The sequence below is a fragment of the Pseudomonas sp. SG-MS2 genome (assembly GCF_009933855.1).
Taxonomy (GTDB): Bacteria; Pseudomonadota; Gammaproteobacteria; order Pseudomonadales; family Pseudomonadaceae; genus Aquipseudomonas; species Aquipseudomonas putida_E.
The window spans coordinates 1-17,340 of sequence record NZ_MOMO01000272.1 but is presented as its reverse complement, the minus strand read 5'-3'; the positions used below and the strand labels follow the sequence as shown (position 1 = coordinate 17,340).

At 63.5% G+C, this 17,340-nt stretch carries 16 protein-coding genes; 8 read left to right on the top strand and 8 right to left on the bottom strand.

The genetic code is table 11. The annotated features are described in order from the left end of the window. Nucleotides 1-252: 252 nt before the first annotated feature. Nucleotides 253-1,392, bottom strand: coding sequence for a class C beta-lactamase (gene ampC / locus BLX42_RS26045; protein WP_161872962.1), 1,140 nt, complete (start codon nucleotides 1,390-1,392; stop codon nucleotides 253-255). 117 nt (nucleotides 1,393-1,509) lie between these two features. Here ampC and BLX42_RS26040 point away from each other — a divergent pair, with 117 nt between their 5' ends. Beyond that, entirely contained in the window at nucleotides 1,510-2,502 is a 993-nt protein-coding gene (locus BLX42_RS26040; RefSeq protein ID WP_046785449.1) for a bile acid:sodium symporter family protein, read from the top strand. Nucleotides 2,503-2,517: 15 nt separating this feature from the next. Here BLX42_RS26040 and BLX42_RS26035 read toward each other — a convergent pair whose 3' ends face one another. After that, nucleotides 2,518-3,111 carry a DUF4157 domain-containing protein gene (locus BLX42_RS26035; protein WP_115275040.1) on the bottom strand — a complete coding sequence of 198 codons (594 nt, stop codon included), beginning with the start codon at nucleotides 3,109-3,111 and terminating at the stop codon, nucleotides 2,518-2,520. Beyond that, nucleotides 3,098-3,661 (bottom strand): TetR/AcrR family transcriptional regulator, encoded by a 564-nt coding sequence (locus tag BLX42_RS26030; RefSeq protein WP_161872973.1) that lies wholly within the window; start codon nucleotides 3,659-3,661, stop codon nucleotides 3,098-3,100. The genes BLX42_RS26035 and BLX42_RS26030 overlap by 14 nt, the downstream gene beginning before the upstream one ends. An 89-nt stretch (nucleotides 3,662-3,750) precedes the next feature. Between BLX42_RS26030 and BLX42_RS26025 the strand changes: the two genes are divergently transcribed. Beyond that, entirely contained in the window at nucleotides 3,751-4,482 is a 732-nt protein-coding gene (locus BLX42_RS26025) for an SDR family oxidoreductase (protein WP_161872961.1), read from the top strand. Between the two features lie 26 nt (nucleotides 4,483-4,508). Next, on the top strand, nucleotides 4,509-5,102 hold the full coding sequence (locus tag BLX42_RS26020; protein ID WP_115275038.1) for a 2-hydroxychromene-2-carboxylate isomerase: 594 nt from the start codon (nucleotides 4,509-4,511) through the stop codon (nucleotides 5,100-5,102). 57 nt (nucleotides 5,103-5,159) lie between these two features. Here BLX42_RS26020 and BLX42_RS26015 read toward each other — a convergent pair whose 3' ends face one another. The 4 genes from BLX42_RS26015 to BLX42_RS26000 form a co-directional block, all read right to left on the bottom strand. After that, nucleotides 5,160-5,705, bottom strand: a complete 546-nt coding sequence (locus tag BLX42_RS26015) for a cupin domain-containing protein (protein ID WP_012314247.1) — start codon at nucleotides 5,703-5,705, stop codon at nucleotides 5,160-5,162. Between the two features lie 76 nt (nucleotides 5,706-5,781). Beyond that, on the bottom strand, nucleotides 5,782-6,984 hold the full coding sequence (locus BLX42_RS26010; RefSeq protein WP_161872960.1) for an MFS transporter: 1,203 nt from the start codon (nucleotides 6,982-6,984) through the stop codon (nucleotides 5,782-5,784). An 84-nt stretch (nucleotides 6,985-7,068) separates the two neighbouring features. Next, nucleotides 7,069-7,602, bottom strand: a complete 534-nt coding sequence (locus tag BLX42_RS26005; RefSeq protein WP_046785444.1) for a cytochrome b — start codon at nucleotides 7,600-7,602, stop codon at nucleotides 7,069-7,071. After that, nucleotides 7,599-8,645, bottom strand: coding sequence for a catalase family peroxidase (locus tag BLX42_RS26000; RefSeq protein ID WP_161872959.1), 1,047 nt, complete (start codon nucleotides 8,643-8,645; stop codon nucleotides 7,599-7,601). The genes BLX42_RS26005 and BLX42_RS26000 overlap by 4 nt, the downstream gene beginning before the upstream one ends. A gap of 129 nt (nucleotides 8,646-8,774) precedes the next feature. Here BLX42_RS26000 and BLX42_RS25995 point away from each other — a divergent pair, with 129 nt between their 5' ends. Together BLX42_RS25995 and BLX42_RS25990 are read left to right on the top strand one after the other, a co-directional pair. After that, a complete protein-coding gene (locus tag BLX42_RS25995; RefSeq protein ID WP_046785443.1) occupies nucleotides 8,775-9,296 on the top strand; it encodes a sigma-70 family RNA polymerase sigma factor in 522 nt (173 codons plus the stop codon). Beyond that, nucleotides 9,293-10,045, top strand: a complete 753-nt coding sequence (locus BLX42_RS25990; protein ID WP_161872958.1) for an anti-sigma factor — start codon at nucleotides 9,293-9,295, stop codon at nucleotides 10,043-10,045. The genes BLX42_RS25995 and BLX42_RS25990 overlap by 4 nt, the downstream gene beginning before the upstream one ends. Nucleotides 10,046-10,203: 158 nt before the next feature. On the opposite strand, the gene xthA is transcribed toward BLX42_RS25990, so the two are convergent. Next, nucleotides 10,204-11,016: an exodeoxyribonuclease III gene (gene xthA / locus BLX42_RS25985; RefSeq protein ID WP_161872957.1), complete on the bottom strand. Its 813-nt coding sequence runs from the start codon at nucleotides 11,014-11,016 to the stop codon at nucleotides 10,204-10,206. A 163-nt stretch (nucleotides 11,017-11,179) separates the two neighbouring features. Between xthA and BLX42_RS25980 the strand changes: the two genes are divergently transcribed. From BLX42_RS25980 to BLX42_RS25970, 3 genes are read left to right on the top strand one after another with little or no spacing between them, the layout of a single operon-like run. Beyond that, a complete protein-coding gene (locus BLX42_RS25980) occupies nucleotides 11,180-11,830 on the top strand; it encodes a GNAT family N-acetyltransferase (RefSeq protein WP_161872956.1) in 651 nt (216 codons plus the stop codon). Between the two features lie 51 nt (nucleotides 11,831-11,881). Beyond that, nucleotides 11,882-13,624, top strand: coding sequence for an autotransporter assembly complex family protein (locus BLX42_RS25975; protein ID WP_161872972.1), 1,743 nt, complete (start codon nucleotides 11,882-11,884; stop codon nucleotides 13,622-13,624). Further along, nucleotides 13,621-17,295: a translocation/assembly module TamB domain-containing protein gene (locus BLX42_RS25970; protein ID WP_161872955.1), complete on the top strand. Its 3,675-nt coding sequence runs from the start codon at nucleotides 13,621-13,623 to the stop codon at nucleotides 17,293-17,295. The genes BLX42_RS25975 and BLX42_RS25970 overlap by 4 nt, the downstream gene beginning before the upstream one ends. Nucleotides 17,296-17,340 lie beyond the last annotated feature (45 nt).

Below are 17,340 nucleotides of genomic sequence, written 5' to 3'. Positions count from 1 at the left end.
TACAGCATGTAGCGCACTACCAAGGCTGCTACAGCAGCATCGCAACAGGGGCTTTCTCACGCTGCCTTTTGGACAGTTCCCTCTCCACGGACGGCCTGCGTTACCGCGCAGGCCATCTGGAACACCCTTGCCACCGCTCCCGATCAGGGAGACGGCTTCATCATGCCCAAGCGCGATGAATGGCGTCAACCGTTTTGTAGTGAATATTTTTTTCCACTACATCTTGTCGGACAATCCTGCTCGGGGTGCCTTTCAGCGGTCAATGCTGGAGAGGATCCGGTAGGCCGCACGCACGCGTTCTTCGTTGGGATAATTGCGGTTTGCCAGAAGAACGATGGCCTTGCCTTCGGCCGGAATGAACGCGGCATAGGCGCCAAAGCCGCCCGTGGCGCCGGTCTTGTTGTACCAGGCCTGGGGCAGGGCGGGGCGTGTCGGGTTCAGACGCTGGGTGGCCTGAGGCTCCCGAACCATCCGTGAACCGTTGCCATCGACCAGCGTATCGAGCGCTGCGGGGTAGGGGTAGCGTTCCCATCCCAGGCCTTGGGTCATTGCACCGACCTGGAAATAGCCCGCCTGGGTAATGGCGGCCGCATTTCTCAACGCAGGCGACAGCTCGGCTGGCTGCATGTGCAGGCGCACGTAGCGCAGCAGGTCGCTGGCGCTGGTCTTGATTGCGTAGGCCTCATCGGCATACGGGCCCGGGCTGACGTGCACCGGCCGGTTTTGTGCGTCATACCCTTGGGCATAGAGGCCCTGCGCGCTGGCAGGTACCTGCAGGTAGGTGTGTTTCAGGCCCATTTGTGGCAACAGGCTTTTGGTCATCAGTTCTGCGAATGGCTGCTGCTGCGCGCGTGCTGCCAAGTCGCCGAACAGCCCCAGGCTTGGGTTCGAATAGCAGCGCTGGGTACCATGCTCAGCACGGGGCTTCCAGGTTCGGAAGAAGTCCAGGGCTTGCTCGTCCGTCTGGACGGTGTCAGGGAACTGCAGGGGCAGGCAGTCGGCACTGTACGCCCCCAGTTCGAGCACACTGGCTTTACCCAGCGACGTGCCGGCAAGGGCTGGCTGGTAGCGTTGGGCCGGTGCGTCGAGATCAAGCTTGCCTTCGGCGCTGGCCAGCGCGGCAAGGGTAGCGGTGTAGGTTTTGCTCAATGAACCGATCTCGAACAGCGTATCGGCGGTGACGGGTTTGTTGTCGGCCTTGCTGGCCACGCCGTAGCTGAAGTAGTGCGCCTGGCCGTTTACGTACAGGCCTACGGCCATGCCGGCGATGTCCTGGTCACGCATCAGTGGGCGGATGATCTCGTCGACCTGGGCCTGCAGGGGGGCGGCTGCGTTTGCCGTGGCGGCGATCAACGCCAGCGCGGTAGCTGCAGTGAGGCGAGCGAAGTGCATGCAACGATCCTTTTCAGACTGTGTCCGTTGAGCGACACCGGTGGGGGTTCCAGCGTTAGCGGGAAAAAGCTCAAGACCTTATCGTCTGTCATTGCACAACGACAAGACGGAACTGTTATGAAGTATTTGCGCATGTTGTTCGACAACTTCACCCTGGCCTTGCTCGGGGTAGTGCTGATCGCCACCGTGTTGCCCTGCTCTGGTGATGGCGCGGTGTATTTCGGCTGGTTGACCAACCTGGCCATCGGTCTGCTGTTCTTCCTGCACGGTGCCAAGCTGTCGCGCGAGGCGATTATCGCCGGTGCCGGGCACTGGCGCCTGCACTTGCTGGTGTTCTCCTGCACCTTCGTGCTGTTCCCGTTGCTCGGCCTTGCCTTCAAGCCACTGTTCGTGCCGCTGGTGGGCAACGAGTTGTATCTGGGCGTGCTCTACCTGTGCGCCTTGCCCGCCACTGTGCAGTCGGCCATCGCCTTCACATCGTTGGCCCGCGGCAACGTGCCAGCTGCCATTTGCAGTGCAGCGGCGTCCAGCCTGATCGGGATCTTCCTGACGCCGCTGCTGGTGATGCTGCTGTTGGGGGCTGGGGGCGATACCGGGTCGGGCCTGGATGCAGTGCTGAAAATCACCCTGCAGCTGTTGGTGCCCTTCATCGCCGGGCAGATTGCGCGGCGCTGGATTGGCGCATGGGTCAAACGCAATGCGCGCTGGCTCAAAGTGGTGGATCAGGGCTCGATCCTGCTGGTGGTCTACACCGCGTTCAGCGAGGCGGTAGTGACGGGCTTGTGGCACACGGTATCGCCGCAGCACCTGGCGGGCTTGTTCGCCGTATGCGGGATTCTGCTGGCGGTAGTGCTGTACGGTACGCGCTTGCTGGGCAAGGTGTTGGGCTTCAGCCTGGAAGACCGCATCACCATCCTGTTTGCCGGCTCCAAGAAGAGCCTGGCCACGGGTGTGCCAATGGCGCAAGTGTTGTTCGTGGGCAGTGGCATCGGCGCCATGATCTTGCCGCTCATGCTGTTCCATCAAATCCAGTTGATGGTGTGTGCGGTGCTGGCGCAGCGGTATGCCAGCAGGGTGGAAGAGGGTGAGGGGGCTACTGCTTCCTCCTGATGAGGCCGGTGAAGGCTAACGAGCCTGCCCCGAACTGCGCTGGCGCAAGGCCTTGCCGACCTCGGCCTCGATCTTGTAGGCCGGCTCTTCGAGCGCCTCGTAATTGCGCGTATAGCGACGGGCGAATTCCTCTACCCCCAGTTCCTGATACTGTTGCACATGCTTGAGCTCATGCGCCCACAGTGCCACGTTGTCCTCTGCATCACTGGCATGGCGGAAGATGATCGTGTCGATCAGCGTCACCGCATTCACATCCGGGTTCTGCAGCAGGGCATTGGCGGCGCTGATCTGCTGCTCGTCCCCAACCCGATAGCGCGCTGCATCGAGCACGGCAAAGTCATACCAGCCCTCAAGCTGGGCTCGGATGTGCAAGGGGATCGGTTCACTGCCGTTGGCGGTAGCTTCATCGCGGGCCTGGCGCAAGGCGAAGGCCAGGCTGCTGGAGGCCATGACCTCGACGTCCTTGAGCACCTGGCCGGCCTGGCCAAGGTCGATCGGCGCGCAAAAGCAGCCCATCAGGCAGACCTGATACTGCCCCGGTGGGCAGGCCTGTTCGGCCGAGGCCGTAGTGCTCAGCAACATTGCACACAGCAGGCTAGCAGCTCTCATTCAGAGCCCTTTCGATGCAACTTCGATTGGCTTGCAGAAGCTGGGTCTGGACCGACTCGCTGGCCAGCATGCGCCCGACCACCAGCGCCCCGACACACTGGCTGATCAGCACCCAGGCCAGGGCTTCATCCTCCAGCGTCTGGCTCCACGCACTGTGCAGGCTCACCAGCCAGTGCTCGGCTTCTTCACGCACCGGCCGTTCGGCTCGGGCAATCTCCACGCCCAGTGGCGGCAGCGGGCAACCGCCTTCGGGATTGTGCAGGTGCGCCAGGCTCAGGTACTGCTGCAGGCAGCGCACCAGGCGTTCGCGGCTGGCGCCCTGATTGGCCAGGCGTGCCAGCGGGCTGTTGCACAGCTCTTGGCGGACCACTTCGGTAAACAGGTCGTCCTTGGACGGGAAGTGGTTGTAGAAGGCGCCGCCGGTCAGGCCGATGGCTTTCATCAGCCCGGCCACGCCGGTGCTGGCAAAACCGCCGCGCTTGGCCAGCGCACCGCTGCTGGCTAGCAGCTTGTCACGGGTTTGTTGCTTGTGTTCAGTTGAGTAGCGCACCTGAAAAACCTCGCGGGCGGGCTTGACGTTGCCGGTGATCGTAACATAGCGTTCGTTTACTAAACGATCGTTCATCAATTGAGGCGCGTATGACAGAACAACAAAAAGTGGTGCTGGTGATCGGTGCGGGAGATGCCACTGGCGGCGAAATCGCCAAGCGCTTTGCCCGTGAGGGGTACATCGCCTGCGTCACACGGCGTCAGGTCGACAAACTGCAACCCTTGGTGGAAGAGATCCGTGTTGCCGGCGGGCAGGCACACGGTTTCGCCTCCGATGCACGCAAGGAAGATGAAGTCGCCGAGCTTGTCGAAACCATCGAGCGGGATATCGGGCCGATCGAAGCCTTCGTTTTCAATATTGGCGCCAATGTCCCCTGTAGCATCCTTGAGGAAACCCCGCGCAAGTACTTCAAGATCTGGGAAATGGCCTGCTTCGCAGGCTTTCTCACCGCCCAGGCGGTGGCACGGCGCATGGTCGTGCGTGAGCGCGGCACAATCCTGTTTACCGGTGCCACCGCGGGCACCCGTGGCGCAGCCGGGTTTGCGGCCTTCGCCGGAGCCAAGCATGGCCTGCGGGCCTTGGCGCAAAGCATGGCGCGTGAGTTGGGGCCGCGCAATATCCACGTTGCCCATGTGGTGGTGGATGGCGCCATCGACACTGCATTCATCCGTGACAGTTTCCCCGAACGCTACGCCCTCAAGGATCAGGACGGCATTCTGGATCCCGCGCACATCGCCGACAGCTACTGGTTCCTGCACGCACAACCACGCGACGCCTGGACCTTCGAACTCGACCTGCGCCCGTGGATGGAGCGCTGGTAAGCCCTACCCTTAAAGGAGTGCGTTGCATGAGCAAGACCGTGGAGTTCTTCTTCGACCTGGGTAGCCCCGCCAGCTATCTGGCCTGGACCCAGCTACCGGCGCTGTGCGCCCGCCATGGCGCAGCGTTGCGTTACCGGCCGATGTTGCTTGGCGGCGTGTTTCAGGCCACAGGCAACGCGTCGCCAGTGATGATCCCCGCCAAGGGGCGCTACATGTTCACCGACCTGGCGCGGTTTGCCGCGCGCTATGGCGTGCCGTTCGGGCTGCCGCCTGGCTTTCCCATCAACACCTTGGCCTTGATGCGTGGCCTGGTGGGCACGCAGTTGCGCGCGCCGGAACGCTTCGACGCTTTGCTCGCGGCGCTGTTCAACGGGTTATGGGTACAACGGCGCAACCTTGGTGATGTCACCGTATTGGAGCAGGTGCTCGCTGAAGCCGGTTTTACCGCCGCTGAATTTCAGCTGCTGACTGGCGACGAAGAGGTGAAGGCGGCATTGAAACAGGCGACAGAAGAGGCTGTGGAGCGCGGGGTGTTTGGTGCGCCGACCTGTTTTGTCGATGGCCAGATGTACTTTGGCCAGGATCGTCTGGACTTCGTGGCCGATGCACTGAAGCTTTGAGCGCTGCGGGCTGTTCGCGGTGCTGGCCGCGATCAGCCCGGCCCATTGGGCCTTGAATCAGAAGTTGGCCGGCGTGTTGGCGCTGATGATCTCCGCCTCGTCCTGACCAATGTTCTTGAAGCTGTGCGGCAGGGTGGTGGGGATGTAGTAACCATCGCCGGAGTTCAGAACGCTGACCTGGCCATCGACCCACAGTTCCACGGTGCCCCGTGTGACCAGTCCGCATTCTTCGCCTTCGGCATGCACGATCGGCTCACCCGAATCGGCACCCGGTGCATACAGTTCACGCAGCATGCGCATCTGCCGTGCCTCGACGCTGGCACCGACCAGCAGCATGCGCAGGCCATTGCGGCCCAGGTCGGGCTGCTCGCTGGCGCGGAACACGAAGCGCTCTTCCCGTACCGGCTCGTCGAAGCTGAAGAACTCTGCCAAGGTCATCGGGATGCCTTCGAGCAGTTTTTTCAGGGAGCTTACCGATGGGCTGACGCGGTTCTGCTCGATTTGCGAAATGGTCGAGTTGGTGAGCCCGCTGCGGCGGGCCAGTTCGCGTTGGGAAAGGTTGTTGCGTTCACGCACCAGTTTGAGTCGTGTCCCCGTGTCCATAGCCGCCTTGTAATCAGAGGTGTTAAAAATAATGGGCGCATTAAAACACACTCTGCACGCTCGCGCGCTGTGCTTGTCAGGCGCGTGAGCGCGGCATAGGCCACAGCCCGACCAGCAGCAACAGCACAGCCACCACCAGGAATGGCAGGCGTGGGTCGAGGGCGTAGATCAGTGTCCCGGCCAGCGGGCCGATCACCGCGCCCATACCTTGAGCTGCGCCGATGGAGCCGGCGGTGGCGCCCTGTTCTGAAGCGTGCATGGCATTGGCGGCGAGTGCCGAGAACGCCGGGAAGACAAAGCCCATGCCGGCGGCAGCGACAAAATAGCACCCCCACAGCCACGGCGCGCTGGTAGCCAGCGAACCGGCGGCAAAGCCCAGTGCCGAAACGCTGGCGCCAACGCGGATCATCTTCAGCGGTGGCCATTCCAGCTGGCGCAGGATGACTTGTGACAGGATCAGTGCCACCCCGACGGTGGTCAGGGCGATGCCGGCAGCCTGGGCGGCCTCTGCCGGCCCCAGCTGCAGGCGGTCAAGGGCGAAGAAGCCGACGATGATCTGCGACACCGTCACGCTGAGCATCGCGCTGAATGCCACCAGCAGCGGCCGGCGCAGGCGCGGGTCGCTCAAGTGCACCGGGCTGGGCGCATGGCGATGGGCCAGGGGTTGTGGCTTGAGTTTGAACAGCAGGACCAGAAACGCGCTGGCAGGCAGCAGCGACATCACATGGAAGGGCAGGCTCAAGCTGTGCCGTGCCAGCAATGCGGCCAGCGCCGGCCCGAGTACCAGGCCCACGGCATTCGCTGCACCCAGCGATGCCATGGCACGGGCGCGCTGTTGTGGCCCGACATGATCGGCGATCAGCGCATTGCAGCCCACCGGGATGGCCGCGTAGAAGGCACCGATGCAGCCGCGCGCGAGCATCAGGCCGACGAACGCCAAGGTAGCCCCGGGCAGCCAGCGCAATGCGCCTTCGACGAACAGGCACAGCAGCCAATACGCCACCGTGAAGCCGGCACTGCCCAGCAACAGGATGCGTCGGCGGCCCAGGCGGTCGGCTGCGCGGCCCCAGGGGCGGGCCAGCAGCACCCAGACCACACCTGACACAGTCACCGCAGCGCCAGCTTGCCAGGTGGCCATGCCGAGCAGTCGGGCGATGGGCCCGATCAAGGCGACGAATGCCATCATCGCCATGGTGCAGGCCATGTTGGCCAGCAGCAACGGGCGCGTGTCCAGTGTACTGGCGGTGGTCAAGGGGGCAGGGTCCTTTGCGACATTCATTGGGCAGTCCAGGGCAGTTGAACAGACGGCGTGCAGATCGATGAGACATTCAGCGTTGCGGGCCAGCCCATGCACCGCATGCCGTCAGTCACTGCGGCGCAGCGGCCCTGGCCACATGCTACGCAATACCCCGTCCCGGCGCACCAGTGCATGCATCAGCGCCGCGCCCAGGTGCACCAGTACCGTAGCGAACAACAGGTAGCCGGCCCAGCCATGCGCCTGGCGCAACATTGCGTACAGTTGCAGGTCGTGCGGGGCGATCGCGGGCAGTTGCAGCGGGCGCGGATACCCGCCTGCCGACAGCATGGCCCAGCCCAATAGCGGCATTGCCAGCATCAACGCGTAGAGCAACAGGTGCGATGCGCCTGCGGCAAGCCGCTGCAGCGCGGGCAGGTCTTGTGGCAGAGGGGGGTGAGGAAGGCTCAGGCGCAGACCGATACGCACGATCACCAGAAGCAGCAGCGCCAGGCCCGTGGCCTTGTGCAACTCTACCAGCACCGGGTGGCGCAGCGACAGGTCGCCAACCATGCTCACGCCAATGAACAGCATGGCGATGATCAGTATCGCCATCAGCCAATGCACCAAGCGGGCAAGGGGGTGGAAGGCTTCGGGTTTCATGGGCGGGCTCCTGCGCCGAGGGATTCGCGGCTGCGGCGGTTGAAGGACTCCGAGTAGGCCGCCGAACGGGCAGCGAGAATCGGGTCATTGGAAGGCTGGATGCCGCTGGGCAGGATCAACGGGTCGAAATTCAGGTCACGGCAAGCGCCTTGCTCCGGTGCATCCACCTGTTCGATGACCAGGGTGCCGGCATCTACGCTGCGCCGTTCGGCGGGCCAGGGCTGGGCCGGGTCGTCCTGTGCATCGCCGGGGTTGGCCAGTACAAGCCGCAAGGTCCAGCGCAACGGCCCCTGGGTCAGGCGTTGCTGCAGGTCATGCTGCAGGAACTGTTTGTCGTCGACCTTGCCGGGCAGGGCAGCGAAAGGCGTTTGTGGCTCGAGTTGCCAACGCACCGGGTGCGCAGTGCCACTGGCGTCGATCAGGCGGAAGGCATTGATGCTGTGGTACTGGGTGTTGGCGAAACTGTCGCTGGGTTTGTAGCTTGCGGCCCATTGGCGGAAGGCAGCGCTTTCCGGGTGGGCGGCAAAGAAGGCCTGCTGCTTTGCCGGGTCCGGCTTGCCGGTGGCAGGGTCTGGCGCGTTGGCCAGCACCTGGTCGTAAAACCCTTGTGGTGTGCTGATCGCCAGCACAGGGGGGTTGTTCATCCCGGTGCGCCAGACTTGGCCGTCGTCGGTGCTCAGCTCAATTGCCAGGCTGCGCACCGGTATGCCCGTATCGGGGGCGAACGGGTTGGCGCCACCGATGGCGAAGCGGCCGATTACCGGTACCCGATCCTGGGTGAACGCGCGTGCTGTCGACAGCGTGGCGGCCTGGCCGCTGGGCTGGAAGTAGCCGCTGACGCACAGGCCTTTTGCGTGGTTCTTGCGATAACCCGGGTAGTGGCCGGCCTGGGCTTCGAAGGTGTCGATGATGCGTTGCGGAGTCAGCTGCGGCCCGCCGATCCAGCCTGCGGCGTAGGCAAAGCCTGCGCCCAAAGCCAGCATCACGGCGCCAATGCCGGCCAGGCGCAGGGCCTTGTCCGGGCCGTGCAAGGGTGAGTTCATGGTGTTCATCCGGTTCAGTGAAGATGCCGGTACGACGGGGCAGGGAAATATTTATTCCATCGATGGGAATAAATTTTGTGGCGGCGCGTCTGCCCCCTACACTGACAACCCCCGAGCCGGTACCTTGCCATGCACGACCTGGACGAACAGCAGTGGCGCGAGTTGCTGCAGCGCCTGCGCCGCTTTGCCTTGTGGCTGAGCCGCGAACCGGGCAGCGCCGACGACCTGGTGCAGGGCACTGTAGAACGTGCCCTCAGCCGCAGCAGCCAGCAACGTGATGCGGATGCGCTGCGTGCCTGGTTGTTCACCATTCTTTACCGGCTGTTTCTCGACGGTAAACGCCGTGAGCGCCTGCATAACCGCTGGCTATCGTGGTTCGGCCGCGCGGAGCAGGAAAGCGAAGCGCTCGGCGGTAACATCGAGAGCATCGTTCTGGCCCAGGCCGACCTGCAGGCCTTTGCCCGGCTATCGACCGAACAGCGTGCCTTGTTGCTGTTGGTGAGTGTCGAAGGGCTGAGCTACAAGGAGGCGGCCCAGGCACTGGGCATCCCCATCGGCACAGTGATGTCGCGCCTGTCACGTGCCCGTGCCGCCTTGCGTGAACTGACTGAGGGCAACCCCCAGCCCCCGGCCTTGCGGAGACTGAAATGACGCGCCTGATACCCAGCGAAGACGAACTGCATGCCTATGTTGACGATCGACTCGAGCCGACGCGGCGTGCCGAGGTGCAGGCCTGGCTGACGGCCAACCCTGAGCAAGCTGCACGTATCGAGGCCTGGCGCAACGATGCTCGACGCTTGCGCACGGCCCTGGCCGGGTTTGGCGATCAACCTAGGGCGGCGCAGTTGGATCGGGGCCAGTTGCAGCGGCGTGTGCGTCAACGGCGCCAACGCCGCCTGGCTTCGGCTGCGGTTTTGCTGCTGGCACTGGGCATAGGCGGGGTGGGTGGTTGGCAGGCCCGGCAGGTCACGCTGGCAGGGAACGAGTTGCCCATGGCTGACGCCGTTCAGGCGCACCGCTTGTTCGCCGGCAGCGAGGCGCTGGATATCCAGGCCAGTGACCCGACGCAGTTGCGTAACTGGCTGGGCAGGCATTTCAGCAGGGTGGGGCAGCTGCCTGACCTCACCGGCTACGGGTTCCAGCCTGTGGGCGCACGGTTGTTGAGCAATGAGCAAGGGCCAGCGGCGTTGCTGGTGTTCCAGGACCGCCAAGGGCAGCGCATCAGCCTGTTCCTGCGCTCACCTGGGGAGCGTTTCGAGCGCATGCCGCAAGGGCAGCGTGTCGATGGCCAGCTGGAGGCGAGGTACTGGTCGCATGGTGCCTACAACTTTGCCCTGGTCAGTGCGGCGGATGATGTGCGCGGGGCGGGTGTGGGGGAGGCCTTGCGGTTGGGCCTTTAGTGTCGGTTAGCCCCCCGTCGCGACGCGTCCGCTGTGGGGGCCGGCTTGCCGGCGATCACCGGCAAAGCCGGTGCCATGCACCGCAGTGCCTGCATCGCTGCGAGCCGGTTCACACGACAAGCGTTGGGCTGCCTCACTCGCGAAGGCGCCGGAGCCTGTCAGCTCAATTCAAGCCAGATCGGCGCGTGGTCCGAGGGTTTTTCCATCGCGCGCAGCTCATAGTCCACACCCGCGGCCTTGATCCGCGGCACCAGGTGCTGCGAAGCCATGATCAGGTCGATGCGCAGGCCACGCTTGGGTTCGTCCTCGAAGCCGCGGCTGCGGTAGTCGAACCAACTGAAGCGGTCCGTTACTTCTGGATGCAGGTGGCGGAAGCTGTCCACCAGCCCCCAGCCCTTGAGGCGCTCCATCCACTCGCGTTCCTCGGGGAGGAAGCTGCATTTGCCTGTCCTCAGCCAGCGTTTGGCGTTGTCCGGACCGATACCGATATCGCAGTCCTGGGGCGAGATGTTCATGTCGCCCATTACCAGCACCGGTTGGTCCTGCTTGAACTGCCCCTCCAGCAACGCCTGCAGGTCGCTGTAGAAACGCTGCTTGGCCGGAAACTTGGTGGGGTGGTCGCGGCTTTCGCCCTGCGGGAAGTAACCATTCATGATGGTGATCGGCGTGCCATTGGCATCAGCGAACGTGCCCCAGATGAAACGGCGCTGGGCGTCTTCTTCGTCTGTGGCAAAGCCTTTGAACAGGCTCAGCGGGGGCTGGCGCGAGAGCAGGGCGACGCCGTAGTGGCCTTTCTGGCCATGGTAGTGCACGTGGTAGCCCAGGGCCTGAACGTCGGCCAAGGGGAACTGATCGTCGCTGACCTTGGTTTCCTGCAGGCCGATCACGTCCGGCTGGTGCTTTTCGATCAGCGCCGCCAGCTGGTGCAGGCGGGCCCGCAGGCCATTGATGTTGAAACAGACGATCTTCATGGAAAGACAATCCCGGTAAAAGGCCGGATGCTAGCCGACATCGTCCCTGATCACCAGCGTGGCGGCTTCGCGAAGGCGCTGCTAACGTGCACTCAAGGGGGGAACGATGCGCCGTGGGGCTCCTCCAAGGCACTGTATGCCCATTCCAGGAGGACTGCCCGCAATGCCCGAAGCCACTGCCGCCCAGGCTCGCATCTGCACACTCGATGATGGCTACAGCCGTGAGGCACGCTCACTGCTGTACAACGCCTACCTTAAAGAGCCCACCTTTGCCTACATCTTCGAGGCCCAGCGCCCTGGCTATGAACGACGCTTGCGCGTGATGGTGCGCGAGTGGGTACGACAGCATTTCTACCTGCAGTTGCCGGCCATTGGCCTGTTGCTGGATGACCGTTTGATAGCGTTGGCGCTGATCGTACCGCCGCAGCGCCGGTTGGGCGTGGCCGACAGCTGGGCCTGGCGCCTGCGCATGCTGCTGGGCACCGGGCAACGCTGCACCCGACGCTACATGGATTATCAGGCGGCGCTGGTCGGTTGCCTGCCGACAGAACAGGTCCACATGTTGCCGCTCCTGGGTGTGCACCCAGCGTTTCGCGGTCAGCACTATGGCGAACAATTGTTACAGGCCGTGCACGACTGGTGCGCAGAAGACCCCAACACACAAGGCGTGGTGCTGGATTCGGGCAACGAGCATTACCTCCCGTTCTATAAGCGCCAGGGGTATGAGGAGATTGGCGAGGTGGCTGTAGGGCCAATCCGAGAAAGAGTGTTTTTTCATCCCTGTCCGGTATCTTCAATTTCCCCGACAGCATGAAAGCCCGCCAGGCGGCTCCCTTGAGCGCCTGGCTCTGGTAGCATGCGCCGCATGACGTATTCAGGAAGACTGACTTGGGGCCTGGTTTTCTGGGCCGCTAGTTTCACAGCATGGGGGCAGAGCGAATTGCTTGTGCAGGTAAACCCTGCCAACAAAGCGCTCAAAGCCAATGTCGAAGGCTATATAGGTACCCTGGGTGACCGCGATGAAGAGGCGCTTTTGCGCTTCAGCCGCGGGGCGCAGGAGCAGGCGCGAAAAGCGGCGCAAGCGCTTGGCTACTATCAGGCGCAGATCGATAGCGAGGTCAGGCCGCCTGCCAAGGCCGACCAACCGGCGAAGCTGATCCTTCATATCGACCCGGGTGAGCCTGTGCGCTTGCGCAACGTAACCGTGCGCATCGAAGGGCCTGCCAGCGAGATGAAAGCGTTTCGCGTACCCGACAGCAAAGCCCTGCGCGCCGGTCAGCAACTCAACCATGGGCTATACGAGGACGCCAAACGGTTGATCCAGAACCAGGCGTCGCGCTACGGCTTCTTCAGTGGGCATTTCAGCCGCCAGCGCCTTGCCGTCGACCCGCAGGCCGGGGTGGCCGATATCGAACTGGTGTATCAGAGCGGCCCACGCTATCGCTTGGGTGCGGTCAGGTTCAGTGGCGACACGCCGCTGGACGAAGAACTGCTGCAGCGCATGGTCTCGTTCGAACCGGGCACGCCATACGACTCCGAACTGATCGCTGAGCTGAACAACGACCTGCAGTCCAGCGGCTATTTCGAGGGTGTGCGGGTCGATGCTGCGCCCACTGCCGCAGTGGCTGAGCAAATCCCCGTGGACGTGCGCCTCGATACCCGCAAGCCGCGGACAATGGGGCTTGGCCTGGGTTACTCGACGGATGTCGGGCCGCGCGGCAAAGCCAATTGGACACGCCACTGGGTCAACCCCCAAGGTCACAGCTACGGCTGGGAAACAGAACTTTCAGCCCCCCGGCAAAACGTGGGGCTGTGGTACGACGTGCCTCTTGACCCACCCCTGACCGACAAGTTGCGTTTCGCTGGCGGCTATCAGAATGAAGAGATCGCCGGTACAGACACACTCAGCAAGCTGCTGACCGTGGGGCCGGAATGGCACAGCAAGCTGCCCAGTGGCTGGCAACGGGTGATCTCGCTCAAGTACCAGCGTGAAGAGTATCGCCTTGGCGACGATTCGGGCCTGAGCAACCTGCTTATGCCAGGCGTAAGCTTCTCCTACCTGCGCAGCGACAACCGCATCGACCCGCACAATGGCTACCGCCTGCAGTTCGATACCCAGGTGGCCAAGGAAGGGCTGGTGTCCGACACCAACCTGTTGCATGGCAACGTGCTGCTCAAGGGCCTGACCACGCTCGGGCACAACCACCGCTTGCTCGGCAGGGTGCAGTTCGGTGGCAGCGCCACCAACGGTTACAAGAACAACATCCCGCCATCGCTGCGTTTCTTCGCCGGTGGTGACCAGAGCGTGCGCGGCTACGACTATCAGACGCTGTCGCCAAAGAATAGCGACGGCGACCGTATCGGTGGCCGCTACCTGGTGGCAGGCAGCGTCGAATACCAGTATTCGCTGACCGAGAAGTGGCGTGTGGCGACATTCGTCGACCAGGGCAATTCGTTCAACACGCTGGAGCTGCCGAGCCTCAAGACCGGGGTCGGTATCGGCGTGCGCTGGGTTTCGCCGGTCGGGCCATTGCGCCTTGACCTGGCCAAGGCCCTTGATGACGACGGTGGTATCCGCCTGCACTTCTCCATGGGGCCTGAGCTGTGATGCGTGTGTTCAAATTCATTCTGCTGGGCCTGCTTGGCAGTGTGTTACTGGTTGTTCTGGCGCTGGCATCGTTACTTGGTACCGAAGGCGGCAGCCGTTGGGTACTTGGGCGCGTGCCAGGCCTGCAGGTCGATAACTTTCAAGGGCGCCTTGCGGGCAGGTGGCAGGCGAGCCAATTGACCTGGGCTGACGGCGGCAACCGCGTCGAAGTGCTGGCTCCGCTGCTGAACTGGACACCTGGCTGTTTATTGCGGGCAACGCTGTGCATCGATCAACTGCATGCCCAGCGTATCGACATGGTGTTCGCGCCGAGCGAACAACCTGCCGACAGCGGGCCGCTGCAGTTACCGGTTTTGCGGCTGCCGGTGGCCATCGAGCTGGGTGACGTCAAGGTTGGCCAGGTGCGCCTCGATGGCAGCGACCTGCTCGGCGATCTTCACCTGGCGGCGCACTGGACTGCCACAGGGCTGCAGATCGACAGCCTGCAACTGCAGCGCGATGACCTGCAATTGAATGTGCAGGGCGATCTGCAACCCGAGGGTGACTGGCCGGTGCAACTGCAGGGGCAGGTGCACCTGCCTGCGGTGCAAGGGCAGGCCTGGCAACTGGCACTGACCGCCAAAGGCGAGTTGCAGAAAACCCTTGAACTGGATGCGACCAGCAGCGGTTATCTCAACGCGCGTCTGACCGGTGAGTTGCAGGCACTGGCCGAGCACTTGCCAGCCAGGTTGCAGCTGCGCTCCGATGCCTTCAAACCCGCGCAAACGCTGCCGGACACGCTGCAGCTCAATCAGCTCAAGCTCGACGCCGAGGGCGATTTGCTCAAAGGTTATCAGTTGTCCGGTAGCGCCAGCCTGCCGGCAGAACAGGCACCGATCGCCCTGCTGCTCAAGGGCAAGGTAGATGGCAAAGGGGCGAACGTTCAGGCGTTGGACCTTTCTGCCAGCGACGCTCAGCACGTGAAGCTGCAGGCCAGCGCCGACTGGCAGCAAGGCCTGGTGGCCGATGCTCAGCTCGACTGGCAGGATTTCCCGTGGCTACGTCTGTACCCGTTGGACGCGCCGCCAGATGTCACGCTCAAGCGCTTCAACGCGCAGGTGCAATACCGCGATGGCAGTTACCAGGGTACTTTCAATGGCGACCTCGACGGCCCAGCCGGAGCCTTTACGTTGGCCAGCCCTTTCGAGGGTGACCTTGGCCAGGTGCGCCTGCCGCAATTGGCCCTGACCGCCGGGCAAGGCAAGGCAGCCGGCAGTGTCGCGGTGCGCTTTGCCGATACCCTGGCCTGGGATGTCGACCTGCAGTTGTCGGCACTCGACCCCGCCTACTGGCTCGCCGAACTGCCCGGTACCCTGGCCGGTCCGTTGCGCAGCAAAGGTGAAATGAAGGGTGAGCAGCTCACCCTCGATGCCCAGCTTGATCTAAAGGGCCGCCTGCGCGGCCAGCCTGCGATGCTCAAGGTACAGGCCGAAGGCGCCGGGCAGAACTGGACCCTCGGTGCGCTGGCTGTGCAGTTGGGTGACAACCGCATCAACGGCAGTGGCAGCCTGCAGCAGCGCCTGGCCGGGCGTGTCGACCTCGACCTGCCCCGGCTAGGGCAACTGTGGCCCGGGCTGCGAGGCCAGGCCAAAGGGCGGCTGGATGTCAGCGGCACGCTGAGCGCTCCCCAGGGTACCCTCACCCTGCAAGGCCAGCAGTTGGCGCAGGAGCAGAACCGTATCCAGCGGCTTGACCTCAATGCGCGCCTGGACAACGCCCAGCGTGGCGTGATCAACCTCAAGGCCAATGGTATCCGCCTGGGCGATACGGCGTTGGGCACCTTGCAGGCCAACGGCAAGGGCGATATCCGCCAGCAAGCCCTGACCCTGGGCCTCGATGGCCCGCAGTTGAAGCTTGACCTGGGGCTCGACGGCCAGTTGAACAAGGGGGACTGGCGTGGCCGGCTGGCCAGCGGCAGAGTCCAGGCCGGTGGCCAGGACTGGCAGTTGCAGGCGCCGGCCCGCCTGCAGCGCCTGGCCAGCGGCCAACTGGACTTCGGTGCCCACTGCTGGCGCTCCGGTCAGGCCAGCCTGTGTGGCGAGGATCAACGCCTGGCACCAGAGCCGCGCCTGCGTTATCACCTCAAACAGTTCCCGCTGGACAGCCTGGCCCAATGGCTGCCGAAGGATTTCGCCTGGCAGGGGCTGCTCAACGCTGACGTCAATCTGGACATTCCGGCCAGCGGCCCCAAGGGTGTCGTGCGTATCGATGCCAGTGGCGGCACCCTGAGGGTGCGGGACAATGGGCGCTGGATCGATTTCCCTTACCAGGCGCTGCGCCTGGACAGCACCCTGGCGCCTCGCCGCATCGATACACGGCTGAATTTCCGTGGCGAGCGCCTCGGCGAGTTGAGCTTGAACGCTCGTCTCGACCCGCTGGGGAAAGACAAGCCGCTGTCGGGTGACTTCAGCCTCGCCGGTCTGGACCTGTCGGTTGCCAGGCCTTTCGTACCGATGGTCGAGCGCCTGGCAGGCCAATTGAATGGCAGTGGCCGATTGTCCGGCACCTTGCTGGCGCCAAAGGTCAACGGCAACCTGATGCTCAGTGGTGGCGAGGTCAGTGGTGCTGAGCTGCCCGTCAGTTTGCAGGACCTGTCGCTGCAGGCCTTGATCGCTGGCGAGCAGGTTCAGCTCAACGGTGGTTGGCGCAGTGGCGAGGCGGGCCGTGGCCGGCTGAGCGGAGACCTGACCTGGGGCCAGGCCCTGGGCATGAACCTGCGCCTGCAGGGCCAGCAGTTGCCGGTTACCGTCGAACCCTACGCAACACTTGAGGTTGCGCCGGACCTGAACTTGCGCCTGATCGACGACAAACTGGCGGTGACCGGCAAGGTGCTGGTGCCCAAAGGCAAGATCACGGTGCGCGAACTGCCGCCGTCGACCGTGAAAGTATCGGACGACACGGTCATCGTCGGCCACCAGACCGAAGAAGGCAAAACGCCCATGGCGATGGCCATGGACATTGATGTAGAGGTTGGGCAAGACAAACTGTCGTTCAGCGGTTTTGGGCTTACCGCCAACTTGCTCGGCCATGTACACATCGGCGACAACATGGACACCCGTGGTGAGTTGAGCCTGGCTGACGGACGCTATCGCGCCTACGGTCAGCGCCTGACCATTCGCCGTGCGCGCTTGCTGTTCGCCGGGCCCATCGACCAGCCCTACCTGGACATCGAAGCCATTCGGCAAGTTGATGACGTGATCGCCGGTATTCGCCTGAGCGGCAGCGCCGAGCAGCCTACTACCAAGGTGTTTTCGGAGCCGGCGATGAGCCAGGAACAGGCGCTGTCCTACCTGGTGCTGGGCCGGCCGCTGGGCACTTCGGGCGAGGACAACAACATGCTTGCCGAGGCGGCCCTGGGCCTGGGCCTGGCTGGCAGCGCAGGAATCACCGGCAGCCTCGCGTCAAGCCTGGGTATTGACGATTTCCAGTTGGACACCGAGGGCTCGGGCAACTCCACCAGTGTGGTGGCTAGCGGTAACCTGACCGAGAAACTGAGCTTGCGATATGGGGTAGGGGTGTTCGAGCCGGCCAATACCATTGCGTTGCGTTACAAGCTGAGCAAGAAGGTCTACCTTGAGGCGGCGAGTGGCCTGGCCAGTTCGCTGGATATTTTCTACAAGCGCGACTTCTGAAGGGGCGCCATCACCGCACGGTGGCGGCCTCGATGAACTCATTGG

Bases quoted from the DNA above. Each gene is read 5' to 3' on its own strand.
- ampC (WP_161872962.1), bottom strand. From the start codon at position 1,392: ATGCACTTCGCTCGCCTCACTGCAGCTACCGCGCTGGCGTTGATCGCC.
- BLX42_RS26040 (WP_046785449.1), top strand. From the start codon at position 1,510: ATGAAGTATTTGCGCATGTTGTTCGACAACTTCACCCTGGCCTTGCTC.
- BLX42_RS26035 (WP_115275040.1), bottom strand. From the start codon at position 3,111: ATGAGAGCTGCTAGCCTGCTGTGTGCAATGTTGCTGAGCACTACGGCC.
- BLX42_RS26025 (WP_161872961.1), top strand. From the start codon at position 3,751: ATGACAGAACAACAAAAAGTGGTGCTGGTGATCGGTGCGGGAGATGCC.
- BLX42_RS26020 (WP_115275038.1), top strand. From the start codon at position 4,509: ATGAGCAAGACCGTGGAGTTCTTCTTCGACCTGGGTAGCCCCGCCAGC.
- BLX42_RS26015 (WP_012314247.1), bottom strand. From the start codon at position 5,705: ATGGACACGGGGACACGACTCAAACTGGTGCGTGAACGCAACAACCTT.
- BLX42_RS26010 (WP_161872960.1), bottom strand. From the start codon at position 6,984: ATGAATGTCGCAAAGGACCCTGCCCCCTTGACCACCGCCAGTACACTG.
- BLX42_RS26005 (WP_046785444.1), bottom strand. From the start codon at position 7,602: ATGAAACCCGAAGCCTTCCACCCCCTTGCCCGCTTGGTGCATTGGCTG.
- BLX42_RS26000 (WP_161872959.1), bottom strand. From the start codon at position 8,645: ATGAACTCACCCTTGCACGGCCCGGACAAGGCCCTGCGCCTGGCCGGC.
- BLX42_RS25995 (WP_046785443.1), top strand. From the start codon at position 8,775: ATGCACGACCTGGACGAACAGCAGTGGCGCGAGTTGCTGCAGCGCCTG.
- BLX42_RS25990 (WP_161872958.1), top strand. From the start codon at position 9,293: ATGACGCGCCTGATACCCAGCGAAGACGAACTGCATGCCTATGTTGAC.
- xthA (WP_161872957.1), bottom strand. From the start codon at position 11,016: ATGAAGATCGTCTGTTTCAACATCAATGGCCTGCGGGCCCGCCTGCAC.
- BLX42_RS25980 (WP_161872956.1), top strand. From the start codon at position 11,180: ATGCCCGAAGCCACTGCCGCCCAGGCTCGCATCTGCACACTCGATGAT.
- BLX42_RS25975 (WP_161872972.1), top strand. From the start codon at position 11,882: ATGACGTATTCAGGAAGACTGACTTGGGGCCTGGTTTTCTGGGCCGCT.